Annotated in this window: 20 protein-coding genes; 11 read left to right on the top strand and 9 right to left on the bottom strand. The window is 62.9% G+C overall.

Going from position 1 to position 23,170, the window contains the following annotated elements; all coding sequences use genetic code 11:
- Positions 1-106: 106 nt before the first annotated feature.
- The 3 genes from ABE493_RS07410 to ABE493_RS07400 all read right to left on the bottom strand — a co-directional run bounded on the left by ABE493_RS07410 (position 107) and on the right by ABE493_RS07400 (position 6,795).
- Positions 107-1,738, bottom strand: a complete 1,632-nt coding sequence (locus ABE493_RS07410) for an alkaline phosphatase D family protein (RefSeq protein WP_346498295.1) — start codon at positions 1,736-1,738, stop codon at positions 107-109.
- A 229-nt stretch (positions 1,739-1,967) separates the two neighbouring features.
- Entirely contained in the window at positions 1,968-4,982 is a 3,015-nt protein-coding gene (locus ABE493_RS07405; protein ID WP_346498294.1) for a TonB-dependent receptor domain-containing protein, read from the bottom strand.
- A 667-nt stretch (positions 4,983-5,649) separates the two neighbouring features.
- Entirely contained in the window at positions 5,650-6,795 is a 1,146-nt protein-coding gene (locus tag ABE493_RS07400; protein WP_346498293.1) for a hypothetical protein, read from the bottom strand.
- A gap of 142 nt (positions 6,796-6,937) precedes the next feature.
- Here ABE493_RS07400 and ABE493_RS07395 point away from each other — a divergent pair, with 142 nt between their 5' ends.
- Positions 6,938-7,543, top strand: a complete 606-nt coding sequence (locus ABE493_RS07395; protein WP_346498292.1) for a hypothetical protein — start codon at positions 6,938-6,940, stop codon at positions 7,541-7,543.
- Between the two features lie 27 nt (positions 7,544-7,570).
- Here ABE493_RS07395 and ABE493_RS07390 read toward each other — a convergent pair whose 3' ends face one another.
- The gene (locus tag ABE493_RS07390) at positions 7,571-7,858 is read right to left on the bottom strand and encodes a hypothetical protein (protein WP_057630609.1); all 288 of its coding nucleotides are present in this window, start codon (positions 7,856-7,858) and stop codon (positions 7,571-7,573) included.
- A gap of 118 nt (positions 7,859-7,976) precedes the next feature.
- Between ABE493_RS07390 and ABE493_RS07385 the strand changes: the two genes are divergently transcribed.
- The 3 genes from ABE493_RS07385 (at position 7,977) to ABE493_RS07375 (ending at position 9,705) form a co-directional block, all read left to right on the top strand.
- Positions 7,977-8,303, top strand: a complete 327-nt coding sequence (locus ABE493_RS07385) for a hypothetical protein (protein WP_346498291.1) — start codon at positions 7,977-7,979, stop codon at positions 8,301-8,303.
- A gap of 68 nt (positions 8,304-8,371) precedes the next feature.
- Complete coding sequence (locus ABE493_RS07380) at positions 8,372-9,304, top strand: CorA family divalent cation transporter (protein WP_346498290.1); 933 nt, start codon at positions 8,372-8,374, stop codon at positions 9,302-9,304.
- A 92-nt stretch (positions 9,305-9,396) separates the two neighbouring features.
- Positions 9,397-9,705 (top strand): DUF3817 domain-containing protein, encoded by a 309-nt coding sequence (locus ABE493_RS07375; RefSeq protein WP_346498301.1) that lies wholly within the window; start codon positions 9,397-9,399, stop codon positions 9,703-9,705.
- Between the two features lie 130 nt (positions 9,706-9,835).
- Here the strand turns inward: ABE493_RS07375 and ABE493_RS07370 are convergent, their stop codons facing one another.
- A complete protein-coding gene (locus ABE493_RS07370; RefSeq protein ID WP_282272641.1) occupies positions 9,836-10,015 on the bottom strand; it encodes a CsbD family protein in 180 nt (59 codons plus the stop codon).
- A gap of 779 nt (positions 10,016-10,794) precedes the next feature.
- Between ABE493_RS07370 and mdoH the strand changes: the two genes are divergently transcribed.
- From mdoH to hemC, 4 genes are all read left to right on the top strand, one after another.
- The gene (gene mdoH / locus ABE493_RS07365) at positions 10,795-12,708 is read left to right on the top strand and encodes a glucans biosynthesis glucosyltransferase MdoH (RefSeq protein WP_346498289.1); all 1,914 of its coding nucleotides are present in this window, start codon (positions 10,795-10,797) and stop codon (positions 12,706-12,708) included.
- A gap of 418 nt (positions 12,709-13,126) precedes the next feature.
- Positions 13,127-13,792: an alpha/beta hydrolase gene (locus ABE493_RS07360; protein ID WP_346498288.1), complete on the top strand. Its 666-nt coding sequence runs from the start codon at positions 13,127-13,129 to the stop codon at positions 13,790-13,792.
- 105 nt (positions 13,793-13,897) lie between these two features.
- Complete coding sequence (locus ABE493_RS07355) at positions 13,898-14,626, top strand: LytR/AlgR family response regulator transcription factor (RefSeq protein WP_346498287.1); 729 nt, start codon at positions 13,898-13,900, stop codon at positions 14,624-14,626.
- 31 nt (positions 14,627-14,657) lie between these two features.
- Positions 14,658-15,566, top strand: coding sequence for a hydroxymethylbilane synthase (hemC, locus tag ABE493_RS07350; RefSeq protein WP_346498286.1), 909 nt, complete (start codon positions 14,658-14,660; stop codon positions 15,564-15,566).
- Positions 15,567-15,964: 398 nt separating this feature from the next.
- On the opposite strand, the gene ABE493_RS07345 is transcribed toward hemC, so the two are convergent.
- Positions 15,965-16,741, bottom strand: coding sequence for a DUF481 domain-containing protein (locus tag ABE493_RS07345; RefSeq protein WP_346498285.1), 777 nt, complete (start codon positions 16,739-16,741; stop codon positions 15,965-15,967).
- A 155-nt stretch (positions 16,742-16,896) separates the two neighbouring features.
- Between ABE493_RS07345 and ABE493_RS07340 the strand changes: the two genes are divergently transcribed.
- Complete coding sequence (locus ABE493_RS07340) at positions 16,897-17,862, top strand: helix-turn-helix transcriptional regulator (protein ID WP_062169540.1); 966 nt, start codon at positions 16,897-16,899, stop codon at positions 17,860-17,862.
- Between the two features lie 98 nt (positions 17,863-17,960).
- Here ABE493_RS07340 and ABE493_RS07335 read toward each other — a convergent pair whose 3' ends face one another.
- The 3 genes from ABE493_RS07335 to fabA all read right to left on the bottom strand — a co-directional run bounded on the left by ABE493_RS07335 (position 17,961) and on the right by fabA (position 21,053).
- A complete protein-coding gene (locus ABE493_RS07335; protein ID WP_346498284.1) occupies positions 17,961-18,788 on the bottom strand; it encodes a class I SAM-dependent methyltransferase in 828 nt (275 codons plus the stop codon).
- 541 nt (positions 18,789-19,329) lie between these two features.
- On the bottom strand, positions 19,330-20,538 hold the full coding sequence (fabB, locus tag ABE493_RS07330; RefSeq protein WP_346498283.1) for a beta-ketoacyl-ACP synthase I: 1,209 nt from the start codon (positions 20,536-20,538) through the stop codon (positions 19,330-19,332).
- Positions 20,538-21,053 carry a 3-hydroxyacyl-[acyl-carrier-protein] dehydratase FabA gene (gene fabA / locus ABE493_RS07325; protein WP_346498282.1) on the bottom strand — a complete coding sequence of 172 codons (516 nt, stop codon included), beginning with the start codon at positions 21,051-21,053 and terminating at the stop codon, positions 20,538-20,540. The genes fabB and fabA overlap by 1 nt, the downstream gene beginning before the upstream one ends.
- 209 nt (positions 21,054-21,262) lie before the next feature.
- Here fabA and dinB point away from each other — a divergent pair, with 209 nt between their 5' ends.
- Positions 21,263-22,348, top strand: coding sequence for a DNA polymerase IV (gene dinB, locus ABE493_RS07320; RefSeq protein WP_346498281.1), 1,086 nt, complete (start codon positions 21,263-21,265; stop codon positions 22,346-22,348).
- 64 nt (positions 22,349-22,412) lie between these two features.
- The gene (gph, locus tag ABE493_RS07315) at positions 22,413-23,063 is read left to right on the top strand and encodes a phosphoglycolate phosphatase (RefSeq protein ID WP_346498280.1); all 651 of its coding nucleotides are present in this window, start codon (positions 22,413-22,415) and stop codon (positions 23,061-23,063) included.
- Positions 23,064-23,170 lie beyond the last annotated feature (107 nt).

Here is a 23,170-nt window from a genome sequence, read left to right as displayed (position 1 = left end):
TTTTTGTGTGTTTTTTTGTTGGGGGGCGGGGCGTACGCGGTTATTTTCTTGACATTAACCACCACGGCTTCGGCGCATAACCCCGCTCCCACAAAAGGGGAGTTTTTTAGCTGAAGGCTTTCCTGTCCTTCTCCACACTCATGCTATGGCTGCCCGCAGTTGCGATGCTGCGCGTCTTGATGCTCTGCATGAACACCCATTCGCCGCTGATGCGGGCCGGGGTGATGTCGATCATCGCGTAGCCGCGCTGTGAGGTGTCGCACCAGCTCAGTTCCGGGTTGCTGTCCATGAAGGCGCGTGCGACTGCGTCCGGTGCGGCGCCGAGGCTGCCTTCGATACCACCGGAAGTAACGGCCTGCACTGCGAATTCCACGCCCGCAGGCCTGCCATCGTGTTGCAGCGAGTAGGCCCAGGCGTTGTGGCTGTCGCCGGACAGCATCACCAGATTGGCATCCGCACTTTGCGCCGCCTGCAATAGGCGCGCCCGGGCCGCCGGATAGCCATCCCAGCGGTCCATCCACATCGGCAGCCCAAGCCGTGCGCCACGCACGTTGTTCTTGAATGCCTGCACGCGGCTTTCGCTGGCGTCACTGCGCAGCATGCCCAGTGTTTCGGCAGGCATCACGGTGCGGCCGAGGATGGTACCCATGCCAACCAGTTGCCAATGCGTGCGCGCAGCATTGGCTTTCAATGCGTCATGCAGCCAGGTTTCCTGTTCCAGGCCGAGCATGGTCGCCGACGGATCCTGCCATGGGCCATCGCGGAAGGCTTCCAATGCGGCATCGGTACCGGTCTTGTAGGCGCTGCCGATATCGGCCGGGCGGGTGCGGCCCAGCAGGCGGGATTCGGTACGGTACAAGGTGCCCAGGTTGCCGATCGGGTAGGCCTTCCACGGTTCGTCGGATACCGGCATCCATTCGCGATAGGCCTGCATTGCGGCGGCCTTGCGGGTGCTCCAGTCGCCTTCGCTGGCGGCTTGGTGATTCTGTGCGCCACCTTGCCAGCTGTCGTTGGCGCTTTCATGGTCATCCCACAACGCCACCATCGGTGCGTTCTGGTGCAGGGCCTGCAGGTCGGCGTCGGCGCGATAGCAGGCAAGGCGCATGCGGTAGTCCAGCAGCGAGATCATTTCGTGTTCGTGTGCTGGCATCACCTCGCGCTCGGCGATGCGGTCCTGCGCCTTGTACGCGGCGATGCCGTATTCGTAGAGGTAGTCACCCACGTGCAGCCACAGGTCCATGTCCTCGCGTTGCGCGGCATGCGCGTAGGCATTGAACCAGCCCATCGGCAGGTTGGCGCAGGAGAACAGGCCCAATCTGAAATTCGCGACATCGCCGACCGGCAAGGTACGGGTGCGGCCGGTGTCGGAGCGGCTGCCGTCGGCGGCGATGAAGCGGTACCAGTAGGTGGTGCCGGGCTGCAGGCCGGCGAGTGTGAGCTTGGCGGTCCAGTCGCGGTAGCTGCCGGTGCGCACAGTGCCGGCGGTCACCACATTGCGGAACTCACGGTCGCTGGCGATCTCTGCCTGCAGGGCGATTTCGTCGGTGTCGCTGGCGGGCACATAGCGGGTCCATAGCAACATCGAATGGGGACCGGGTTCGCCGCTGGCGACGTTATTGGTAAAGCCCTTGGCCGCCTGGATCTGCGCGGCGAAGGCGCGGCCGAGCGGCAGCAGCAGCGCGCCCAGCCCGAGGCTGGCGCCAATGATCAGACGACGGCGGTCGATGTTGGTGGTCATTGCGGGCTCTTTGGGTTTCGGGCGGCGGCGGATGTGGTTGGATGAAGCGGGCGCAGCGGGATGGATCGTCGGGCGAAGTGGCCCTCATCTCGTGCCCAGCCCTTGCGTTGATGCAAGGGCGTTCGGTGGCAGCGAACCTGCGGTTCGCAAGCTGCTCCCTCACCCCCGCAAGCGGTAGAGAGGAGGCAGCCTGCCTGGCTCGGGCTTTGGGCCTTTCTCGGTTCGCGCCTCAGAAGCGCCCGCGGATGCCGAAGTTCCACATCGAGCCGTACACCGTGTACATCTGCACGCGGCTGGGGATGTTGGAATAGATCACTTCCGGCTCGTTGAAGATGTTGCGGCCGGCCAGCATCACGTCGATGTTGCCGGTGAGCTTGTAGCTGGCGCTGATGTTCCACAGCTCACGCGCATCGCGGTAGAGGATGCCGTTGTTGGCGGTGATGGGCGTATTGCTCAGCGCGCTGACGCGGTGCTCGGACTGGTAGTTGCCGTTGATCTGGAAATCAAAGCGGCCGTAGTTGTAGCGGATGCCCCAGTTCGCGGCCTGCTTGGGAATGTTCTGGCGCGGGCCGTCCGGGTTCACCTGGGTCAGTGAGCCGTACATGCTCAGGCCCTTCCAGGCACCGGGCAGGAAGGTCATCTGCTGGTTGTATTCCAGCACCACGCCTTCGTTGGTGCTGGTGCCCGGCGCGTTCTGCGCGCTGCGGAAGGTGTAGCCCTCGTAGTCGTTCGGGTTGAAGCCAACGTCTTCCGGATTGACGGTGATGCCGGTGACCTGCATGTCCTGCATGTCCAGCTTGTAGTACGACAGGCCCAGCAGGCCCGACGGCTCCAGGTAGTACTGCAGGCTGGCGTAGTACTTGGTTGAATGCTCGGGTTTGAGCTGGGCATTGGGCACGCTGACGATCATGGTGTCGTCGTTGACCGACACAACACCGCCAAGGTTGCCGTAGTCCGGGCGCAGGATCGATTGGCTGAAAGACAGCTGGCCAACCAGCTTGTCGGTGAAGTCGTACTTGACCCCGCCGCTGAGGAAGAAGTCGTCGTACTCGCCCTTGCGGGTGGTGTAGCGGCCGTTGTTGTACTGGTACATCAGGCCTTCGACGGTATTGACGTTCAGGCCGGCAGCGGTGACCTCGCTGGCCGGGCGCACATCGGCCACGCGTGCAGCGGTGCGTGTCCTCTCATAACGCAGGCCGAGATCGAAGCGGGCATCACCCAGGCGGGTTTCGGCTTCGATATAGGCCGCATCCACTTCTTCCTGGATGCGCTTGTTGTTGTCCAGCCGGCGTTTGAGGTTGCCCACCGCGTCTGGCACGAAGTATTCCGGGTGCTGCTGGAAGAGGTCGTACATCGCGTAGTTGCTGTCGGCGCGCCAGCCCTGCTGGTTCATGTTGCCGGCACCGGTACCGATGATCTCGAAGTCGTAATTATTGGTCCACGGCACGCTGGCACCCGGATCGGTCTGGCTGCCGATGGGACCTACGTATTTGTATTGCTGGTACGAGCCCTCATTGGTGCGCCAATCATTGCGACGCGTTCCCAAGCCGCCCATCAGCGTCACCGGCGTGTCGTTGAAGCTGAGGTGGCGCTTCAGGTCGAGGTTGACGCCGTACTGGTCGTTGAGTGCATCGGACTCCGCGCTGCGCACGTTGTAGCCGATGTCGGCATCACGGTTGAAGTTGCTGGGGTCGCCCCATGGGCGCCCGCCGGTCTGGGCGAGGTTCCATTCGTGCGAGCTCTCCGACGGGCGATCCATGGTGAAGCCTATACCGGTCAACCAGCTGTCGGTGCGCTGGAAGAAGCCCTTGCTGGTGTCACGGAAGTTGAACTCGGCGCCGGAATAGCTGCCGCGCAGCACGGCTTCCCAGTCCTCGCCCTTGTACTCCAGCTTGGGCGCGATCAGGTAGGCCGGCGTGCCGGCATAGCGGTGCGAGTACTGCGTGTGCAGGCGGGTATTGGTGCCGTTGGGATTGACCACGATGTGGTTGGGCGTGGAGCCCGGCGCGGCTTCGGACTTGCTGGTGGTGCCGAAGATCAGGTACGTGTACTGATTGAAGTACTCCACGTCGTACATCGAGTATGTGCTGCGCAGGGACGCCACCAGCTCATCGGTGATCTGGTAATCCAGGCTGAGGTTGGCGGCGGTGCGGCTGGTCATCTTCGGGCCTGGGCGCCACATCGCCCGGTAGGGCATGGCGCTGCCATCGGGCTTGTAGGCGTAGTCGGTCTGGATGCGGTCCTGCTGCACATAGTTGGCGTTGTAGCTGGCGTTGAACTCCACGCCGAAGCGCCCGTCCATGAATACATCGCCGAAGCCGAACTGGCCGGACGGGTAGATGGTGTCGTGCTTCCTGTCATCCGGGAAGTACTTGCCCGACCAGTTGGAGTCGGAGGTACCCACCGCACCAAGCTGGAACACGATGTCGCGCTTGGTGCGCTGGAACGCGTACTTGCTGCGCAGGTTGATGTTGCCGCCGGGCGAATCGGCATCCATCGCTGCGGTCAAGGTATTGTTGAGCTCGATGGATTCGATGCCGGTGATCGACATCTGCTCGAACGAGTTCTGCCGGCCCGAATTATTGTTCGAGGTTGCCGTGGCCATACGCGCGCCATCGGTGGTGAAGGTGGAGTACTTCGGATCCAGGCCGCCAATGCGCACTGCGGTGGCATCAACCTCGGTGTAGTCCAGCGACAGGCCCGGCATCGACTTCATGAACTCACCGACATCACCCATGGTCAGTGCGCCGTAATTGTCGGCCGCCACCACGTTCTTGGCATTCATCGCCGCGCGCCGCTCCATGATCGCGCTGGCCTGGCCGTCGCGCGAAGCGGTGACCCTGATTGCGTCCAGGTCGGTTGCATCGCCGCCACCGGCAGCATAGGACGGTGCGTTCAAGGCGACCTCGACGCTGGTGGTCTTGCCGGCATCAATCGAGGCGTTGAGTCGTGCTTCCTGCAGGCCGGTGTACTTCACCAGCACGGTGACATCGCCAGCGGGAATGCCGGTCAGCTGGAAGTGGCCGCCTTCCTGCGAGTAGCTGATATTGCGGCTGCCTTCGATGCGTACCTCGGCGTTGCGCACGTACTCGCCGGTAGCAGTGTTGAGCACGCGGCCACGCAGGCTGCCGCTGCCGATGGTCTGGCTGCTGCCGTCTGTGACTTGCTGCGCCAACAGGTCGGGCGAAACGCAAAGCGCTGCCAGGATGGCGCTGACCAGCGCCGACTTCTTTACTTCGAGCATGGATCTGTTCCGGAGAGTGTGGGAGTACCGCACACAGCTGGGGCTACGCCGTGCAAGCGGCGCCACCTTACGTCCGGACAATTACAGAACCTTTACGTTTGAGTCATGGTTACTGTCGCGAGTGAAACTGTTTTTGCTTTGTTGTGGCTGCGCAGTGGTGTGGAGCGCGATGGGGCAGGCGTTTCCATGCGCGAAGGCTCGGTGCGCAGGCATTTCCGGTTGAGTGTGCGAATGCAGATGTGTGAGCGCGCTCACATGTAGGTTTCGGCACAAACGCCACCAACCCGCCGCCGCGCTGGCCCTTCTTTTTGTAGGAGCGGCGTAAGCCGCGAAGCTAAAGCTGCCAGAAAGTAGCAGCTTCCAGCATTGAGTTGATTGGCTGAAATTGCGTTCGCGCGGAGTTCTGCAGATGTGCCAGCTTCGCGGCTTACGCCGCTCCTACAACAGCCGGTGTCGTCGCGATTCACACGCTTCTTGTAGGAGCGGCGTAAGCCGCGAAGCCACCGCTGCCCGAAACACGCATCGCCGTTGGAACTGCAACAGCAGAATTTCCACTGATTGCGCAGCTTCGAGATTCCCCGCCGATATCAGCTTCGCGGTTTACACCGCTCCCACATGCCGATGATTCCGCGCCCCTCATCACGGCGCATGATTTCCGCGCTACTCATCACGGTGCAATGAACGGCCGCTCTGGATCGCCCGTCCAGCGCAGCAGCTGCAGGTCCGCGCCTTGTTTGCCATCACGCTTGAAGTCGGTGGCCAGGTAGAACAAGCCATCGCCTACGGCCTGCAGGCCAACGTCGGCCTTCTGGTTCCAGCCGCGGATGCCAGTGGCTGGGTCCTTCAAGCCCGCATCGGCCAGCGGCAGCAGCAGGCCTTGTTCCCAGCCGCTTGGCGTATCGCTGGGCACGCCAATCAAATCGCTGCGGTGAGGCGGTGCACCCGCATCAACGGCAAACAGCAGGTAGTTCGGGAATGTCGGCTTCCTCCCTTGGTAGACACCCATCAACCAGCGCTGTTGCCAGGCGTCATAGCTCAGGTTCTGCACGCCATAGTGGGTATTGCCGGTGCGCACGAAGTACTTGCCTTCCAGTTCGCGTGGCCCGCTGTGGTGCGGTGCGGCTTCGACCAAGGGCTGCGCTAGTGCTTGCCAGTTGCCGGTATCGTATTGCAGCAGTACCTGGTGGTCATTGTCGCTGCGCTCGCTATTGCCATAGATGCCATAAGCCACCGTCAGCAGCTGTGGGCCATCGGTGTCGCCAAAGCGCGGGCCAAAGGCGACGCCGTCAATTCCGGAGCAACCATAGCGGTGATCGGGCGAGGCGGTTTCATTGCCGCGGTATTTGCCATCGTCGCCATCGAAGCGACCGTCGCCATTGATGTCGGCGGTGTAGTCGCTGACCACTTCCGGCAGATAGACCGTGCGCAGGATGTCGCCGCCGGCGGCCTGGATGCCAACCCGGTCAATGCGCTGCACATCGATCATCGCGATGTAGAACGCCTGGTCCTGCTTGTACTCCAGCGAGCCGTAAACCTTGCCATCGTCGGGATTGAAATCCAGATCACCAAGATGCCCGGTCCAACCTTCCAGCGTGCCGATCAGACGGCCTTGCAGATCGTAGCGGGCCAGCAGGTTGGTGAACGAGTAATAGATATAGCCGCCCTGCAGATCCACCGCGATGCCCTGCACATGGCCGGAGGTCCAACTGCCGCCATGTTGCTGCAAGGGCAGCTGCGCGGGCGCGGCGGCCTGGGCAGTGGCGCTGGCAGCGATGCAAGCTGCCAGGAGGATCTGAAGCAGGGAACGTTTCATGTTGTTGGTTGATTGCCGGACCAACCACCTAACCTGGCTGCCAACGGTGACGTCGCGATGACAATGGCGCGCCGGCTTCCGCAATTTCGGCGGTGTGTGTTTCAATGCCGCAACGGATGTCGCACTTCAAGGAGAGATGGAAATGCAATTCAAGCAGACAGTTGCCAGTGTCTTGTTGTTGCTGGCGGCAGGCCAGGCCAGCGCACAGTCGCCGAGCGATGAGGCCTCGACATCACGGCTGCGCTTGTTCGGCCAGAACGGCGTCGGCATGGTGCTCTATACCAACACCACGTGCACGGCCGAATATGCGCAGAAGATCCGTGCGTCCGGTTCGCTGGGCAGCGCCTTCGGCTCCATGCTTGGCAAGGTGAAGAATGAAAGCCTGGGCATTGCGGAAACCGATACCAGCCGTGGCTTGAAGCAGCGCGGCATGATCCTGTCCAAGGCCTATTTCAAGGAATACCCGCTTGTGCCAGGGCAGCCTGTGGTGGTGGAGGCCGGTATGGGCTCGCCGACAGGCTGGCGATGTGATCGCCTGATCACTTCGGTATTCACCCCGGAGGCGGGCAAGGACTACGAAGTGGCGCTGGATGTCGATTTTTCCGGCGGGGTATGCACGCTGAAGGTCAATCAGGTTGCCGCTGACGGTGCCCTGCTGCGCCTGCCCGTGCAGCCTGCCAGCAAGCAGTGCGGCGTGCCGGCGGGCCAGTCCGGGCAGGGCCCGGAAGCGGGCCAGCAGCCGACATGATGCCGGCTGCCGGGTAGGGGGAAGGGCTCAGGCCTCTTCTTCCTCCTCCTCTTCTTCGTCTTCTTCTTCCTCGTCTTCGTCTTCTTCCTCATCCTCTTCTTCAAAGGCATCGGCTTCTTCGACACGGACGAAGTTGGGCAGGGTGTCGGCGAAACCGATCTGCTTGCCGTTGGCCAGCATCGGCCGCACAGCGCGCTTGCCGGCTTCTTCCACTACCGCGAAGCACACCAGGCTCTGGGCGCTTTCGTCACCGGCTTCTTCGAACACGGCTACCCAGCCGTCGGCGGGGATGATCTGAATGATGTTGTCTTGCATGGCTGGAGGGGTAGTTGAAGGAAGCCCGAGCTTGCGCGATGGCGGGCGCGCTTTGCAACCGCGCATTGCAACGGGGCCCGGGTGGGATACTGGCCCGGTCTGTCAGCGGGAGCGGCCAATGCCGGAAATGCCACCAAGAACACCCGATGGCCGTTACCTGGTCGTGCGCGGGCGGTTGTGGCGGGCCAGCAATCCGGGTTTGCCGGAGCACGTGCGCAGCGCGCTGGTCCAGGCGTTGATGGCGGCCCGCCGTGAGGTGGGCAGCGCACGCCGCGCCGGTGACCGCGAACGGTTGGCCCAGGCCGGTGCGGCCGTGGATGCCGCCAAGCAGGCCTTGGGCGAGCGCGGGCCGGTGTGGTGGACGGATGGCACGCCGGATTTCAATCGACATCTGGCCAGGAACACGCCTTATGCGGACTGGTATGCGGCGCTGCAGCTGGGCTGAGTGACAGACGCTTTACTCGGCGTGGCATGGCGACGAGGATGGCTGCACTGCCGAAACGGAAGCGCGCCATGTTCCAGTGCCGTACCCTCGCCACCGCTGCCGGCGGCACGGCGCCAGCTTCGCTATGGGTGGACCTGTGCCAACCAACGCCGGAGGAACTGGCGCAAGCCTCGCAACGGGTGGGCTTTGCTATTCCCGACCGCGCCGGTATCAGCGAGATCGAGTTCAGCAGCCGGGTACGGGTGGAAGGTGAGGCTCTGGTGCTGAACCTGCCGCGTTTCCAGTACGAGACCGAGCATGTGGTCGGGCCGCTCGGTTTCGTGGTGGCGCCGCACGCGCTGGTTGTGCAGCGCGAGCATCGCATCGATGCGCTGGAAGGAATGGAGGCCGAATTGGCCAAGCAGCCCTGCCAGGGCTCGGCCGATCTGTTCCTGCGCATGATCGAACACATCGTCGACCGCCTGGCCGATCTGCTGGAGTCGCTGGAAAGCACGATGAGCGAGTTCTCCCGGCAGGCTTTCAACCACCCCAAGGGCAAGCGGGCATCACGCCGGCTGGAACAGATGCTGCACGAAGTGGGCACGATGGGCCGGCGTATCGGCGCGTTTCACAACACCTTGCACGGCATGCTGCGGATGATGAGCTACCTGGATGAAACCACGCCGGAGTGGTTTGGTGCCGACGCGCCGAAGCGGATCAAACTGGTGGTCAAGGACCTGACCTCGTTGAGCGAATTCGAGCAGCAGCTGGGCGAGCGCAACGAGTTCCTGCTGGACAGCGTGCTGGGCCTGATCAACATGGACCAGAACGAAGTGATGAAGGTGATGGCGGTGGCCTCGGTGGTCGGCATCCCACCGACGGTGCTGGTGGGCGTGTGGGGCATGAACTTCGCATCGATGCCGGAGTTGCACTGGCATTATGGCTATGCCATCGCGCTGGCCGCTGTGGGCTTGAGCATCGTGGTGCCGTTGCTGTGGTTCAGACGGCGCGGCTGGATCTGAGTGGCGGGGTGCGGGTGGCGGGATGCGACGCGTTCTCGCCTACAATCCCAGCTCTTTTTGAACGCCCGATGGAATCGATGTCTGCCAAACCAATGAACGCCGCCGGCAAGCTGTTTGCCGCCGCTGCACTGATTGAAGGTGTTACCTGGGCCGGGCTGTTGATCGGCATGCTGCTCAAGTACGGCACCGGCACCACCGAGCTGGGTGTGTGGCTGTTTGGCCGCCTGCATGGGCTGGCTTTTCTGTTCTACGTCGTGGTCAGCCTGTATGCCTGGGTGAAGCTGCGCTGGCCGCTGTGGGCCGTGCTGCTGGCCTTGCTGGCGGCAATGCCGCCGCTGGTGACCGTACCGTTGGAGATGTGGTTCCGCCGCATCGGCTTGTTGTCCGAGCGCAGCGCCTGATTCCGCTCTGACAAGCAATGGCGCGGCCGGCTTCCACACGGTCGCGCCATTGAACCTGCAGTGTGACGCTAGCTAGTACTGGCTCCGACTGATGTATTGGGGAAGCAGTTCTTGCGCGGTGATGCCGTCGTCATGAGTGCCGATGTTTTACCTCGTCAGCTGCCTTGCCCATTGCTTTCTGCGCCTTTCCAGCATTTTTCTCCATGTTGCCGGCCATCTGCTGGGCTTTGTTGCCGGTCATCTTTCCAGCAGCTTCCTTGATGGCACCTTTGATTTCGTGTTTGGTGCCTTCAACACGGTTGCGGTCCACGATTGGTCTCCGGAAACGTCTGCCTCACTGCAGACGCCCTGAGCCTGCGCACCGGCGGGTTTGCTGCAGGTGAGTGCAATGTTGTGATCGTGTTGCCTGCACGCCGATGTTTAGCCTGGGTTGGGGATATGCGTGTTTAGCCAAGGGATGCGGCCGCCGCAACTGCCCGGGTTCAGCACGGTGCGCGTTGTTGCAGCGTGCGGAACTGCGGTTGCCATGCGGGTGGGCGGCGCTGATCCGGGCCCTGTTGGTTGGGGTATCCCTTCCAGTTCAACGGCGAGCTTGCGGGCGCGGCGAGCGATCCATGGTGGCCGGAATCAGCATTGCGGGGGCGCGCGGTGGTCCGGCAGCAGTCAGCCCCGGTGGGACCGCAGGGCAGACAGCAACGTTGCCGTACGCGCCAGCGGTAGGCCACGGCAGGGTCCAGGGCGAACACATAGCGGTCAAACAGCCCGACATCATCGCCAATCTGGCTGGCAAAGGTGTGCCTGCGGTTTTGATGGTGGATAATTCATCGGCCGCCGATGTCCTCTTGGGATTGCTGCGGATGGCCCTGACACGGCCGGGGTGGCGGGATTGCCACCCCCAGCGAGGTGGTTCGAGGGGGCTCCCGCTTCGCGACCGGCAGGGTTCGTTTGCCGCAGGTTTAGGTTGGTTCTACTAGTTTTCCCGGCTGCTCGGCTTCTCCTTCAAGGAATTCAGGTGCAACACGCAAGCAAACAGCGGTACCGCAGGGTGGGCCGCCAGGACTGGCTGCAGATGCCGCAGTGGGGCGATCAATGAGCAACAGTGTCACCACCAACAACGGCCTGGATGCCGGCATTGCGGTGCTGCCAGCCGAGCATCCGTTGCCGATGCCCGAGCAGTCGCTGCGTTCGGGTTCGCTGCACGTGCCGCGGCAGAAGACCGCACCGGCCAATATCGGCCTGCGCCGTCTGTATGTGTTCGGCACGACCGCGCTGGCCACGCTGGCGGCGACCTGGCTGATGGCGCGGGTGCTGTCCAGTGGCGGCATCAACGTGCTGGAAGGCTGCCTGCTGGGCCTGTTCGTGCTGCTGTTTGCGTGGATTGCGATGTCCTTCGTCAGCAGCCTGGCCGGCCTGCAGGCACTGCTGCGTGGCCGCCGCAAGCTCGGCATCTACCCGGATACGCCGCTGCCGCAGCTGCGCAGCCGTACCGCTTTGCTGATGCCGACCTACAACGAAGACCCACGCCGGATGATGGCCGGCCTGCAGGCGATCTACGAGTCGGTCGCGGCCACCGGCCAGCTGGAGCACTTTGATTTCTACGTGCTGAGCGACACCACTCGTGACGCCATCGGCCGCGCCGAGGAGCAGGTGTTCGCGCGTCTGGTGGAAGCCACCGGCGGCGCCGAGCGGCTGTATTACCGCCGCCGTGCCAGCAATGTGGGCCGCAAGGCCGGCAATATCGCCGACTGGGTGCGTCGCTTTGGCGGCGCCTATCCGCACATGCTGATCCTCGACGCCGACAGCCTGATGACCGGCGACGTGATCGTGCGCCTGGTATCGGCGATGGAAAACCATCCCACTGTGGGCCTGATCCAGTCGCTGCCGGCGGTGGTCGGTGGGCGTACCGCGTTTGCCCGCATGCAGCAGTTTGGTGGCCGCGTGTACGGGCCAGTGATGGCCTATGGCGTGGCCTGGTGGCACGGCGCGGAGAGCAATTACTGGGGGCATAACGCGGTGATCCGCACCCAGGCATTCGCCGAGGAAGCGGGTCTGCCGGAACTGCCGGGGCGCAAGCCGTTTGGTGGTCACGTGCTGAGCCACGATTTCGTCGAAGCCGCACTGATACGGCGTGGTGGCTGGGCCGCACACATGGTGCCCTACCTGCACGGCAGCTACGAAGAAGGCCCGCCGACCCTGACCGATCTGCTGATTCGCGATCGTCGCTGGTGCCAGGGCAACCTGCAGCACTCCAAGGTGGTTGCCACGCCGGGCCTGCATTGGGTCAACCGCGTGCATATGTTGATTGGCATCGGCCATTACTTCACCGCGCCGATGTGGGCGATGTTGATGCTGATCGGTATCGCCATTCCTCTGATCCATGGCGGCATCGACCTGGCCCAGGAGCTGCACCTGAAGATCTCGCCGGTGCATTACTGGCGCGAGCTCGACCAGAATGGCGTGTTCTGGGTGTTCCTGGTGACCATGGTGGCGCTGCTGTCGCCCAAGCTGATGGGCTATGTGGCGATGCTCACTTCGCGCAAGGAGCGCATTGGCTGCGGTGGTGCCTTCCGTGCCTTTGTTTCGATGCTGCTGGAGACCTTGCTGGCTGCGTTGATGGCGCCGGTGGTGATGTACGTGCAGTCGCGCGGTGTGGCGGAAGTGCTGGCCGGCAAGGATTCAGGCTGGGACGCACAGCAGCGCGATGACGGCAGCATTTCCGTGCGCGATCTGCTGCGCAGTTACGGTGGCCTGAGTGTGTTCGGCGTGGTGATGGGCGTGGCCGCGTACATGGTGTCACCGTCACTGGCGGCATGGATGGCGCCGGTGGTGATCGGCATGGCGCTGGCGGTGCCGGTGGTGGCCTGGACCTCGTCGCGCAAGGCCGGTGATTGGCTGCGCCGGCACGGCCTGTTGTGCATCCCGGAAGAGAGCGCTCCCCCGGCCGTATTGCTGCGCGCCGCCGAGCTGCGTGCAGCCGCGTTGAAAGAGCCGCTGCAGGACTGAAGCAACGCCGTTCCTACAGGACCCCGGATCTGCGGTGGTTGTGTAGGAGCGGCGTAAGCCGCGAAGCCGGTGACACCGCGGCCGCCATTCAATCAGCAACCTGACCAATGCAGCCGGGCTTGCTTCAACCGGCCACATAGCCAGCTTCGCGGCTTACGCCGCTCCTACAAGAATCCGGATTCAAAATGGTTTTGTGGGAGCGGCGTAAGCAGCGAAGCTGGTAAACACTCCGCCGTCATTCAATCTGCGATCTGACTGATACGGCTCGCCTTGCTTCAATCGGCCGCGCCACCAGCTTCGCGGCTTACACCGCTCCTACAACCAACTTTCCTATTCCACATGGCCCGGCAGCTCCGCATCGCAAGCGATCCAAGCAGCGGGCAGGCATAATCCCGGCTTGTCCTTGGGAGTTGTAGACATGCTGGAAACAGTGGAGCAGCAAACCGGCGCGGTGCCGGAATGGTCGGTGATCTGGTTGCATGGGCTCGGTGCCGACGGCCACGACTTCGCGCCGATCGTGCCGGAGCTGGTGCGCCCGCAGTGGCCTGCCATCCGCTTCGTGTTTCCGCATGCGCCCAAGCGCCCGGTCAGCATCAACAACGGCATGCCGATGCGGGCCTGGTACGACATTGTCAGCATGGATTTCCGCAGCCGCGCCGACGCCACGGGTGTGGCCGAATCGGTGCAGCAGCTTGAAGCGCTGATCGCCCGCGAGCAGGCCCGCGGTATTCCCGCCAACCGCATCGTGCTGGCCGGCTTCTCGCAGGGTGGGGCGATCATCCTGTCGGCCGGGCTCAAGCGCAGCGAACCGGTCGCTGGGCTGGTGGCCTTGTCCACCTATCTGCCGGAAGTGGACGCCGCGCCGGCACAGCTGGTGGAAGGCGCGACCGCGCAGCCGGTATTCATGGCCCACGGCAGCGCCGATCCGGTGATCCCGCTGGCCATCGCCGAGCACAGCGCGCAGGTGCTGACCACGCTGGGCTTTGCCGTCCAGTGGCAGCGTTACCCGATGGCCCACCAGGTCTGTGGCGAGGAAATCCACGCGCTCGGCGACTGGCTGCAGGCCCGCTTCGCACAGGCCTGAGCAGTTTGTGAGCTGCAGCGCAGTTGTCGGTTTGTTGACGGCGGCGTGCAGCGAACCCGGCTACCATGTCGCCACGACTGGGGAGCCGTGAGCGAGGTAGAGGGCGTGAGGGTAGTAATTGCCGATGATGAGCCGTTGGCGCGCGAGCGCCTGCGCGCGCTGTTGGCCGAGCTTGCGCAGGTAAGCGTGGTGGGCGAGGCCGCCAACGGCAATGATGCCTTGCATGTCTGCGCACAGACCCAGCCAGATCTGGTGCTGTTGGATATCGCCATGCCGGGCATAGATGGCCTTGAAGTTGCCCGCCACCTGGCCGGCTTCGAACCGCGCCCGGCCGTGGTGTTCTGCACCGCTTACGACGCCCACGCCCTGTCCGCCTTTGAAGCGGCGGCGATTGACTACCTGATGAAGCCAGTGCGGGCCGAACGCCTGGTCGCAGCAGTGGAACGCGCCCGTACCTTCATCGCCGGCCGCCTTAGCGCCGCGCCGGCTGCGGCCACCTCGGCAAGACGCGTACTGTGCGCGCGCTTGCGTGGCAGCCTGCGGCTGGTGCCGGTGGAGGACATCCTCTACCTGCAGGCCGAGGAGAAGTACGTGGTGGTGCACCATCTGCGTGGCGAGGATCTGATCGAGGAATCGCTGCGTTCGCTGGAAGACGAGTTTTCCGGGCGGTTCATCCGCATCCATCGCAACTGCCTGATTGCCCGCGATCGGCTGCAGGAAGTGCGGCGTACGCCAGCCGGGCAGGTGCAGGCGGTGTTGCGGGATGTCCCGCAGCCGCTGGAAATCAGCCGCCGCTGCGTGGCCGGGCTGAAGACTGAACTGGAACGGCGGTGACCCGGCCGCTGGCAGCGGCGATAATGGCGGCATGAGCATCCTGCGTATCGCCACCCGAAAGAGCCCGCTTGCCCTGTGGCAGAGCGAACACGTTGCCGACCGTCTGCGCCAGGCCCATCCGGGGCTGCAGGTGGAGCTTGTGCCGATGAGCACGCGCGGCGATGAAATCCTTGATCGTTCGCTGGCTGCCATTGGCGGCAAGGGCCTGTTCCTGAAGGAGCTGGAAGTGGCGATGCTGCGCGGCGATGCCGACTGCGCGGTGCATTCGCTCAAGGACGTGCCGATGGAGCTGGAGCCGCCCTTTGCACTGCCGGCGATCCTGACCCGTGCCGACTCCGCCGACGCCTTCGTATCCAATCACTATCCTTCGCTGGAAAGCCTGCCGCAGGGCGCCTGCGTGGGCACCTCGTCGCTGCGTCGTCAGGCCCAGCTGCGCGCGCTGCGCCCGGACCTGCAATCGCGTGACCTGCGCGGCAACGTCAATACGCGGCTGGCCAAACTGGATGCAGGCGAATACGACGCCATCATCCTGGCCTGCGCTGGCCTGGAGCGATTGGAACTGGGCGCGCGTATCCGTGACCGTCTGCGTGCCCCGCAGTGGCTGCCGGCACCGGCACAGGCTGCAGTGGCGATCGAATGCAGGGCGGAAGATACAGCGACCATCAACCTGCTCAAGGCGCTGGATGACGCATCAACGCGCAGCTGCGTGGAAGCCGAGCGGGCCATGAACCGGGCGCTGGATGGCAGCTGCCATGTGCCGGTCGCGGGCCTGGCGCAGTGGCGCGGCGAGGACCTGTGGCTGCAGGGCCTGGTCGGCGGCGTGGCCGATGGCCGCGTGGTACGTGCGCAAGCGCAGGGTCCGGCAAGCAACCCGGAGGCCGTGGGCCGTGAAGTGGCGCGGCAATTGTTGGAAGGCGGCGCTGGCGAGTTGCTGCGCTGAGGGTGGTGGCTGTATTGGCTGTTGTGGCTGTTGTGGGAGCGGCGTAAGCCGCGAAGCCACAAATGCCAGGTAACGCAGAGAGCGCCGGTTGTATAGGCGCGCAAGGCACGTATGGTCAGCTTCGCGGCTTACGCCGCTCCCACAAAACCGATGCCGGGATGCCGGTTGTTCCGGGTTTACCGGTAATGCCCCTGCCGAGCATGGCTCGGCACTACCGATGTCGGTTGTTCCGGGTTTGCCGGTAAGGCCCCTGCCGAGCATGGCTCGGCACTACGGTGCTGGACCTTGCCGGGAGCCGAGCCCTCCCTTTGCCGCAGGCAAGGGGAGGGTTGGGAGGGGTGCTGTGGGTTTTTGGCTGTGCCAGGCGGCTTGCGCAACCCCCACAAACAACGCCGGAATCACTTGAAGCTGTAAACCACGTTCATGGTGGTCAGGGTGTCGGTCTTGCGCTTGTCTTCAGCGACGTCGCTGTTGTGACGGGCCTGCCAGCCTGCCTTCAGGGCGAAGTGCTTGTTCATGCTTACCGATACGCCGAAGTCATTCTGCGCGAAGGTGTTGTATGAGCCCGATTCCACCAGCAGCGAGTTGACCAGTTCGGTGTTCTCGGTGAGGGAGTACTTGAGGTCGAACAGGCCGCGGCCGATCAGGCCGGTGCGGTCTTCGTCGGTGTCGGCGTTGTGCGAGCGACGCACACCGGGGCCGATCTGCGTATCCAGGATCAGGCGTTCCCCATCGATCAGCCGGGTACCGTAGCCCAGACCGAAGCTGGCCTGGCGGTCATAGGTGGCGAAGTCATCGCTTTCGTAGCGCACCGTGGCGGTGAGCTGGCGGTGCTCGCCCAGCTGCAGGGCGCTGCCGGCGCTGCCGGTGTAACGGTTGGCGGTGGTCTGGCGCTTGCGGGTGGTGCTGCCGTCATCGGCGGTTTCGGTGTACTCGGCGCTGGAGCGCAGGCCGAACAGGTCCATGGTGTGGATCCAGTCATCATCGGTGTAGCGAAGCTTTAGACGGCCGTTGAAGCTTTCGGTGGTGCTGTTGCCGTGGGCCGAGGCAAAGCCCAGCTCACCGCCGCTGCCGCTCCAGGGGGAGGTCATGGCGGCAAGCTCGGAAGCGTCGTCGGCCCAGGCCAGCGGGGCGGCCAGCAGCAACGGCAGCAGTAGGGAAACACGCAGGGACATCAGGGGGATCTCCATGGGAGAGACGGGAATGATTGGCGATTGGATGATACCGGATGGTCCCTGACCCTCAGGCTGACGGGGGCTGGGGCTTCATTCGCTGTTATGCGGGGCGCCGGTCTGCTCCATTGCAGCCCCGAGTCGGACATAATCCGGGCATGGACCGCTATGAACGCATCAACGCGCTGCATCGTCTGCTCAAGTCCGCCCGCTACCCGGTCACGGTGATGCGGTTGCAGGAGGAGTTGAGCTGTTCCCGTGCCACGGTCTACCGCGACCTGGCCTTCCTGCGTGACGCGCTGATGGCGCCGGTGGAGGGCGATGGCGAGGCCGGGTTCCGCTACCAGAGCGGTGAAAGCGACCGTTTCGAGCTGCCTGGTTTGTGGCTGAGCTCGGAGGAGCTGCATGCCTTGCTGGCATCGCAGCACCTGTTGTCGCGTACCGGCGGCGGAGTCTTGTCGTCGATGCTGGCACCGCTGCAGCAGCGCATCGAGGGTTTGCTGGCTGCCCAGGCTGGTGCCTCGCATTGGCCGGTGGAGCGGGTACGGGTGATTCCGCACCGTGGCCGCAAGCTGGACGAAGCCAGTTTCCGCACGGTGGCCTCGGGGGTGCTGGAGCGCAAGCAGCTGTCGTTCGAGTACCGCGCGCGCTCCACGGATGAGGCGACCCGGCGCACGGTGTCGCCGCAACGCATTACCCATTACCGCGACAACTGGTATCTGGACGCCTGGGATCACAATCGCGAGGCGGTGCGCAGCTTTGCGGTCGACCGCATCCATCAGGCGCGCTTGCTGGACCAGCCGGCGCGTGATGTTGCCGACAGCGAGCTGGATGAGCAGCTGGCGGCCAGCTACGGCATTTTTTCGGGTGCCCCCAAGGGCTGGGCAACTATTGTGTTCAGTGCCAAAGCCGCGCGTTGGGTGGCTGATGAACATTGGCATTCCAAGCAGCAGGGGCGTTTCCTTGCGGACGGACGCTATGAGTTGAAGCTGCCTTACAGCGTTTCGCGTGAGCTGCTGATGGACGTACTGCATTACGGCTCTGATGCGGAGATTGTGGAACCGCAGTCTTTGCGCGAGCAGGCCAAGGCGCTGTTGTCGTTGGCGTTGAGCAATTACGACTGAGCAGTGCCGCTCTGGCGCCTTAGCTATCGCTTTTCCCCCACTTCCTCTTCCGCCAAGGTGAAGGAAGTGGGGCATTCACGTGTGGCGTCTTTTCGGTGTCAGCGTGCGCTCGCCACCACCAAACAGCTCGCACCGAAGGACATGGTTCTGCCGTGGCTGATGTTCCGGATTTCTCTCTCTAACAAACCGTCCATCAGTGCAGCGCCGATGCCGGCCTTGTGGTCGTTAGCAGCTTCTTGGTTTGGAGTCCGCTTAACGCCAAGGCGGTGTGGCAACGAGCGAAGCAAGAAGATAGGGGCGGGAAGCGGGCGAAAAAAATACGTTGCGTAGTCTATCTTCAGGCCAGCTCCTTCGATCACAGAGCAAATGGAATCGCGTGTATACCTGCGGAAATGACCTGCAAGTTCGTCTTCTTCGGACCACAGCATGGAGTAAGTCGGCACGGTGGCATAGAGGCGTCCGTTGGGCTTGAGGAGATTCCTTATCGAAGTTAGAAAGTTATGATCCTCTTCTATGTGTTCGATGACATCGAAAAGGCCCACTCCATCCAGAGTCGAGTTCTTGAATCCCGCGTCAGTCGTTGTGGCGCAGATCACGGTAGGGATGCCTCGCGATTTTCCGTTTGCTGCACCGGATGGACCTGGTTCAACCAGTACTGTTTCAAATCCAGCTTTGATTAGCCCACAGCTAACGAAGCCATTCCCTCCCCCGATATCAAATATTGGTCCATTGTTGGCCGGTGGAAACACCGTCGCCGCCATCGTGATGCACGCATTGCGGTGCTTGAACCAGAACGATGATTCCTCCAGTTCAAAGCATGCTTGGTTGCCTTCTTCCGGGTATGAGATAGCTTCGGTCGATGCCGCGGACCAGATTCCGGTCTTGTCGAGTCTTAGGTTTGGCGCAATCTCGGAAATGCTTGGCATTGAAATCCCTTGATGCTAGGTGTAGTAAGTCGGATGATCCATACACGGCTTCAGTTGCGGAATTTACAGGCTTGTGGCTTACAAGTAATTGATAGTTGTTGAGAAATTCCATTAATGCATTCGTGGCCAGTTTCGTAAGCCGTCGGTCTGCTTATTTATTATTCTTTGCTTGACTACAGTTTTGCTAATCATGACTTGTGGAATGGGAGGCAATGCTGGCCTAACTGGCCTAAGATGTAGCAGTACGGGAGCTAATGCAACTCGGTACCCAAGGTGTTTTTGAATTGGGTATATAGGGTTGTTGCATAAATGCAGGCGAATTTCAGTGAAGGGCACTATCGAGGCTGCCTTGACCGAAATTATTACGGTTTAAAATGGATGCCTGAATCTGGTAGATATGGTTTGGCCATGCTTTGCCTTTGCGCTTGTTTCGCTCCCCTTCTTTGTGAGCGGAGAGGGGTGTTGGCTGCAAAAATCCACAAAAAAACAGCCGCTTTCGCGGCTGTTTTTTTAAATCACTGCGCTATCAAACTTTCCGCCATCAAACCCGGCCGAAGATCAACGTCGCATTGGTGCCGCCAAAGCCGAAGCTGTTCGACATCACCGTATCCAGCTTCGCTTCCTGCGTCTTGCGCAGGATCGGGAAGCCTTCGACGCGCTCGTCCAGCGTTTCAATATTGGCCGAGCCGGCCATGAAGCCATCGCGCATCATCAGCAGGCAGTAGATCGCCTCGTGCACGCTGGCTGCGCCCAACGAATGGCCCGACAGCGCCTTGGTCGAAGACAGCGGCGGCACCGCATCACCAAACACCTGGCGAACTGCGCCCAGCTCGGTCACGTCGCCCAGCGGGGTCGAGGTGCCGTGAGTGTTCAGATAGTCGATCGGTCGGTCCAGGCCTTCCATCGCCATCTTCATGCAGCGCACGGCGCCTTCGCCGGACGGGGCAACCATGTCGGCACCGTCGGAGGTCACACCATAGCCAACCAGCTCGGCATAGATGCGCGCGCCACGAGCCACGGCGTGGTCGTAGTCTTCCAGCACCAGCATGCCGGCGCCGCCAGCGATGACGAAGCCGTCGCGGTTGGCGTCGTAAGGACGCGATGCGGTGCTCGGGGTTTCGTTGAAGCTGGTGGACAGTGCGCCCATGGCGTCGAACATCACGCTCATCGACCAGTGCAGGTCTTCACCGCCGCCGGCAAACATCACGTCCTGTGCGCCGTGACGGATCAGGTCGGCAGCTGCGCCGATGCAATGTGCCGAGGTGGCGCAGGCCGCCGACAGCGAGTAGCTCAGGCCCTTGATGCTGAAAGCGGTGGCCAGGTTGGCCGACACGGTCGAGCACATCGTGCGCGGCACCATGTACGGGCCTACCTTGCGCACGCCACGGTTGCGCAGCAGATCGGCCGCTTCCACCTGCCATTCGCTGGAACCGCCGCCGGAGCCGGCGATCAGGCCGCTACGCACGTTGCTGACCTGGCTTTCGTTCAGGCCGGCATCGGCGATGGCGTCACGCATGGCGACGTAGCTGAAGGCGGCCGCATCGCTCATGAAACGCTTGAGCTTGCGGTCCACCTGGGCGTCCAGGTCGATATCGACCTTGCCGCCAACCTGGCTGCGCAGGCCGGCTTCGGCATGGTCGGGCAGGGCGACGATGCCAGGGCGGCTGTCACGCAGGGCGCTGGAGACGGTGTCCAGATCGTTGCCAAGGCAGGACGTGATGCCCATGCCGGTAATGACGACACGACGCATCAGAAGCTCTCGGTTGAGGTGAACAGACCTACGCGCAGGTCCTTGGCGGAATAGATCTCGCGGCCGTCGACCAGCATGCGGGCGTCGGTCTGTGCCATCACCAGCTTGCGGTTGATCACACGCGAGACATCGATTTCGTATTGCACCAGCTTGGCGCTGGGCAGCACCTGGCCGGTGAACTTGACCTCGCCACAGCCCAGCGCACGGCCGCGGCCTTCGGCGCCCAGCCAGGTGAGATAGAAGCCGGTCAGCTGCCACATGGCATCCAGGCCCAGGCAGCCCGGCATCACCGGGTCGCCAATGAAGTGGCAGCCGAAGAACCACAGGTCAGGACGGATATCCAGTTCTGCCCGGATCAGGCCCTTGCCGTGGGCGCCACCGTCCTCGCGGATCTCGGTGATGCGGTCGAACATCAGCATCGGGTCGTTGGGCAGGCGGCCCTTGTTGGGGCCGAAAAGTTCGCCACGCGCGCTGGCCAGCAGCTGGTCGCGCGTGAAAGCATGCAGACGGGTCATCCGGGGTAATCCAAAGCCTTTGCGAGCCGCCGAGCATGCTGCAGCATTGCCGTTCAATCAAATGTTTTAACTGGACGGTTGCGTATGTTAGCTGCAGATAAGCGCCGTTCGCGGGCTGTTACGGGAGGTATGAATAAGTACATTTGTGAGGACAAGTGTGCATTTAGCGACAACAGCTATCATGTTGACGACCTTTTCGGACTGTTGCCTTGAGCCCACAACGCAAGATCATCCATGTCGACATGGACGCCTTCTACGCGTCCGTGGAGCAGCGTGATGACCCCGGTTTGCGCGGACGGCCGGTGGTGGTGGCCTGGCGCGGGGCGCGTTCGGTGGTGTGCGCGGCGTCCTATGAGGCGCGCAAGTTCGGAATACGCTCGGCGATGCCGGCGTTGCGCGCCGAGCGGCTGTGCCCGGATGCGGTGTTCGTGCCGCCGGACTTTGCCCGCTACAAGGCGGTATCACGGCAGATCCGCGAGATCTTCCTGGGTCACACCCCGCTGGTGGAGCCGCTGTCGCTGGATGAGGCCTATCTGGATGTAAGTGATTCGCCCAGTTGCGGTGGCATCGCCACCGAGATTGCCCGCACCATCCGCGCACAGATCCGCGAGACCACCGGCCTGACCGCCTCGGCCGGTATTGCGCCCAACAAATTCCTGGCCAAGGTGGCCTCGGACTGGCGCAAGCCGGATGGCCAGTTCGTGGTGCCACCGTCGCGGGTCGAGCAGTTCCTGACGCCCTTGCCGGTCAAGCGGGTGCCGGGTGTGGGCAAGGTGATGGAGGGCAAGCTGTCGGCGCTGGGCATCGTGACCGTGGGTGATCTGCGTGCGCTGCCACTTGAGCAGTTGCAGGCCTTGTTCGGCAGTTTCGGCGGCGGCCTGTACCGGCGCGCACGCGGCATCGATGATCGGCCGGTGGAGCCGGACCAGCCAGTGCAGTCGATTTCCTCGGAAGACACGTTTGCCGAAGATCTGCACATGGGCGAGTTCGACGAGGCGATCACCCAGTTGGCCGAGCGCACCTGGCGTGCCACCGGGCGCACCGAGCGCATCGGCCATACCGTCGTGCTGAAATTGAAGACGGCGCAGTTCCGCCTTCTTACCCGCAGCTATACACCGGATACGCCGCCGGGCTCGGTCGAGGAACTGCGTGACATCGCATTGGCGCTGTGCCAGCGCGTGCAGCTGCCGGCGGATACGCGTTATCGGCTGGTGGGCGTGGGTTTGTCGGGCTTCCGTGACCGTGACGAAGTCGTAGTGCAGGGTGATCTGTTCCGCAACATAGCGTTGGAATGAGCACATTCTTTGCGCGGGCCTGCGCCGTTACAATCGATGACTCATTGTCTGGGAGTGTGGATGCGTGGCGATCAAAGCCTTGGTGTTCGATTTGGATGGCACGCTGGTAGACAGCGCGGGTGATATCGCCGAGGCAGTGAACCTCACCTTGGAAGAGCTGGCGTTGCCGCGCGTATCGGAGGCAACGGTACGCAGCTGGATAGGCGAGGGCGTACGCAAGTTGATGACTACCGCGTTGGCGCATGCCGGCAGTGCATTGGAGCTGGATGCGGCGATGCCGGTTTTCATGCGGCATTACACAGCGTGCCTGCTGCGCAGCCCGCGCCTGTATGACGGTGTCGGCGAAGCCCTGAGCGCACTGCAGGCACGCGGCCTGCCGATGGCCATCTGCACCAACAAGCCGGCAGCGCTGGTACCGCCGTTGTTGCAGCATCTGGGCATTGCCGGATTCTTTGCCCACATCATCGGTGGCGATTCACTGCCGCAGCGCAAGCCGCACGCGGAGCCGTTGTTGCATGTGGCCGAGTTGTTGCAGCAGCCGGTAGCGAACTGTCTGATGGTGGGGGATTCGGGCACCGATCTGGGCGCGGCAAACAACGCCCGCATGCCGATCGTGCTGGTGCGCTATGGCTATTCGCGTGACCTGGACCTGGACGCAGCCGATGCAGTGGCGGTGATCGACGATATGCGCGAGTTGCTGACGATCGTCGCGTAGCTGGGCTTTTGTAGGAGCGGCGTAAGTCGCGAAGCTGATGGACTATCCGAATGCGGATAATCCTGCGACTTCATTGGTGTCAGCTTCGCGGCTTATGCCGCTCCTAC

The organism is Stenotrophomonas terrae (genome assembly GCF_039674165.1).
Lineage (GTDB): Bacteria > Pseudomonadota > Gammaproteobacteria > Xanthomonadales > Xanthomonadaceae > Stenotrophomonas > Stenotrophomonas terrae_A.
Note: the sequence above shows the minus strand (reverse complement) of the source record. Positions and strands in the feature narration are given on the sequence as shown.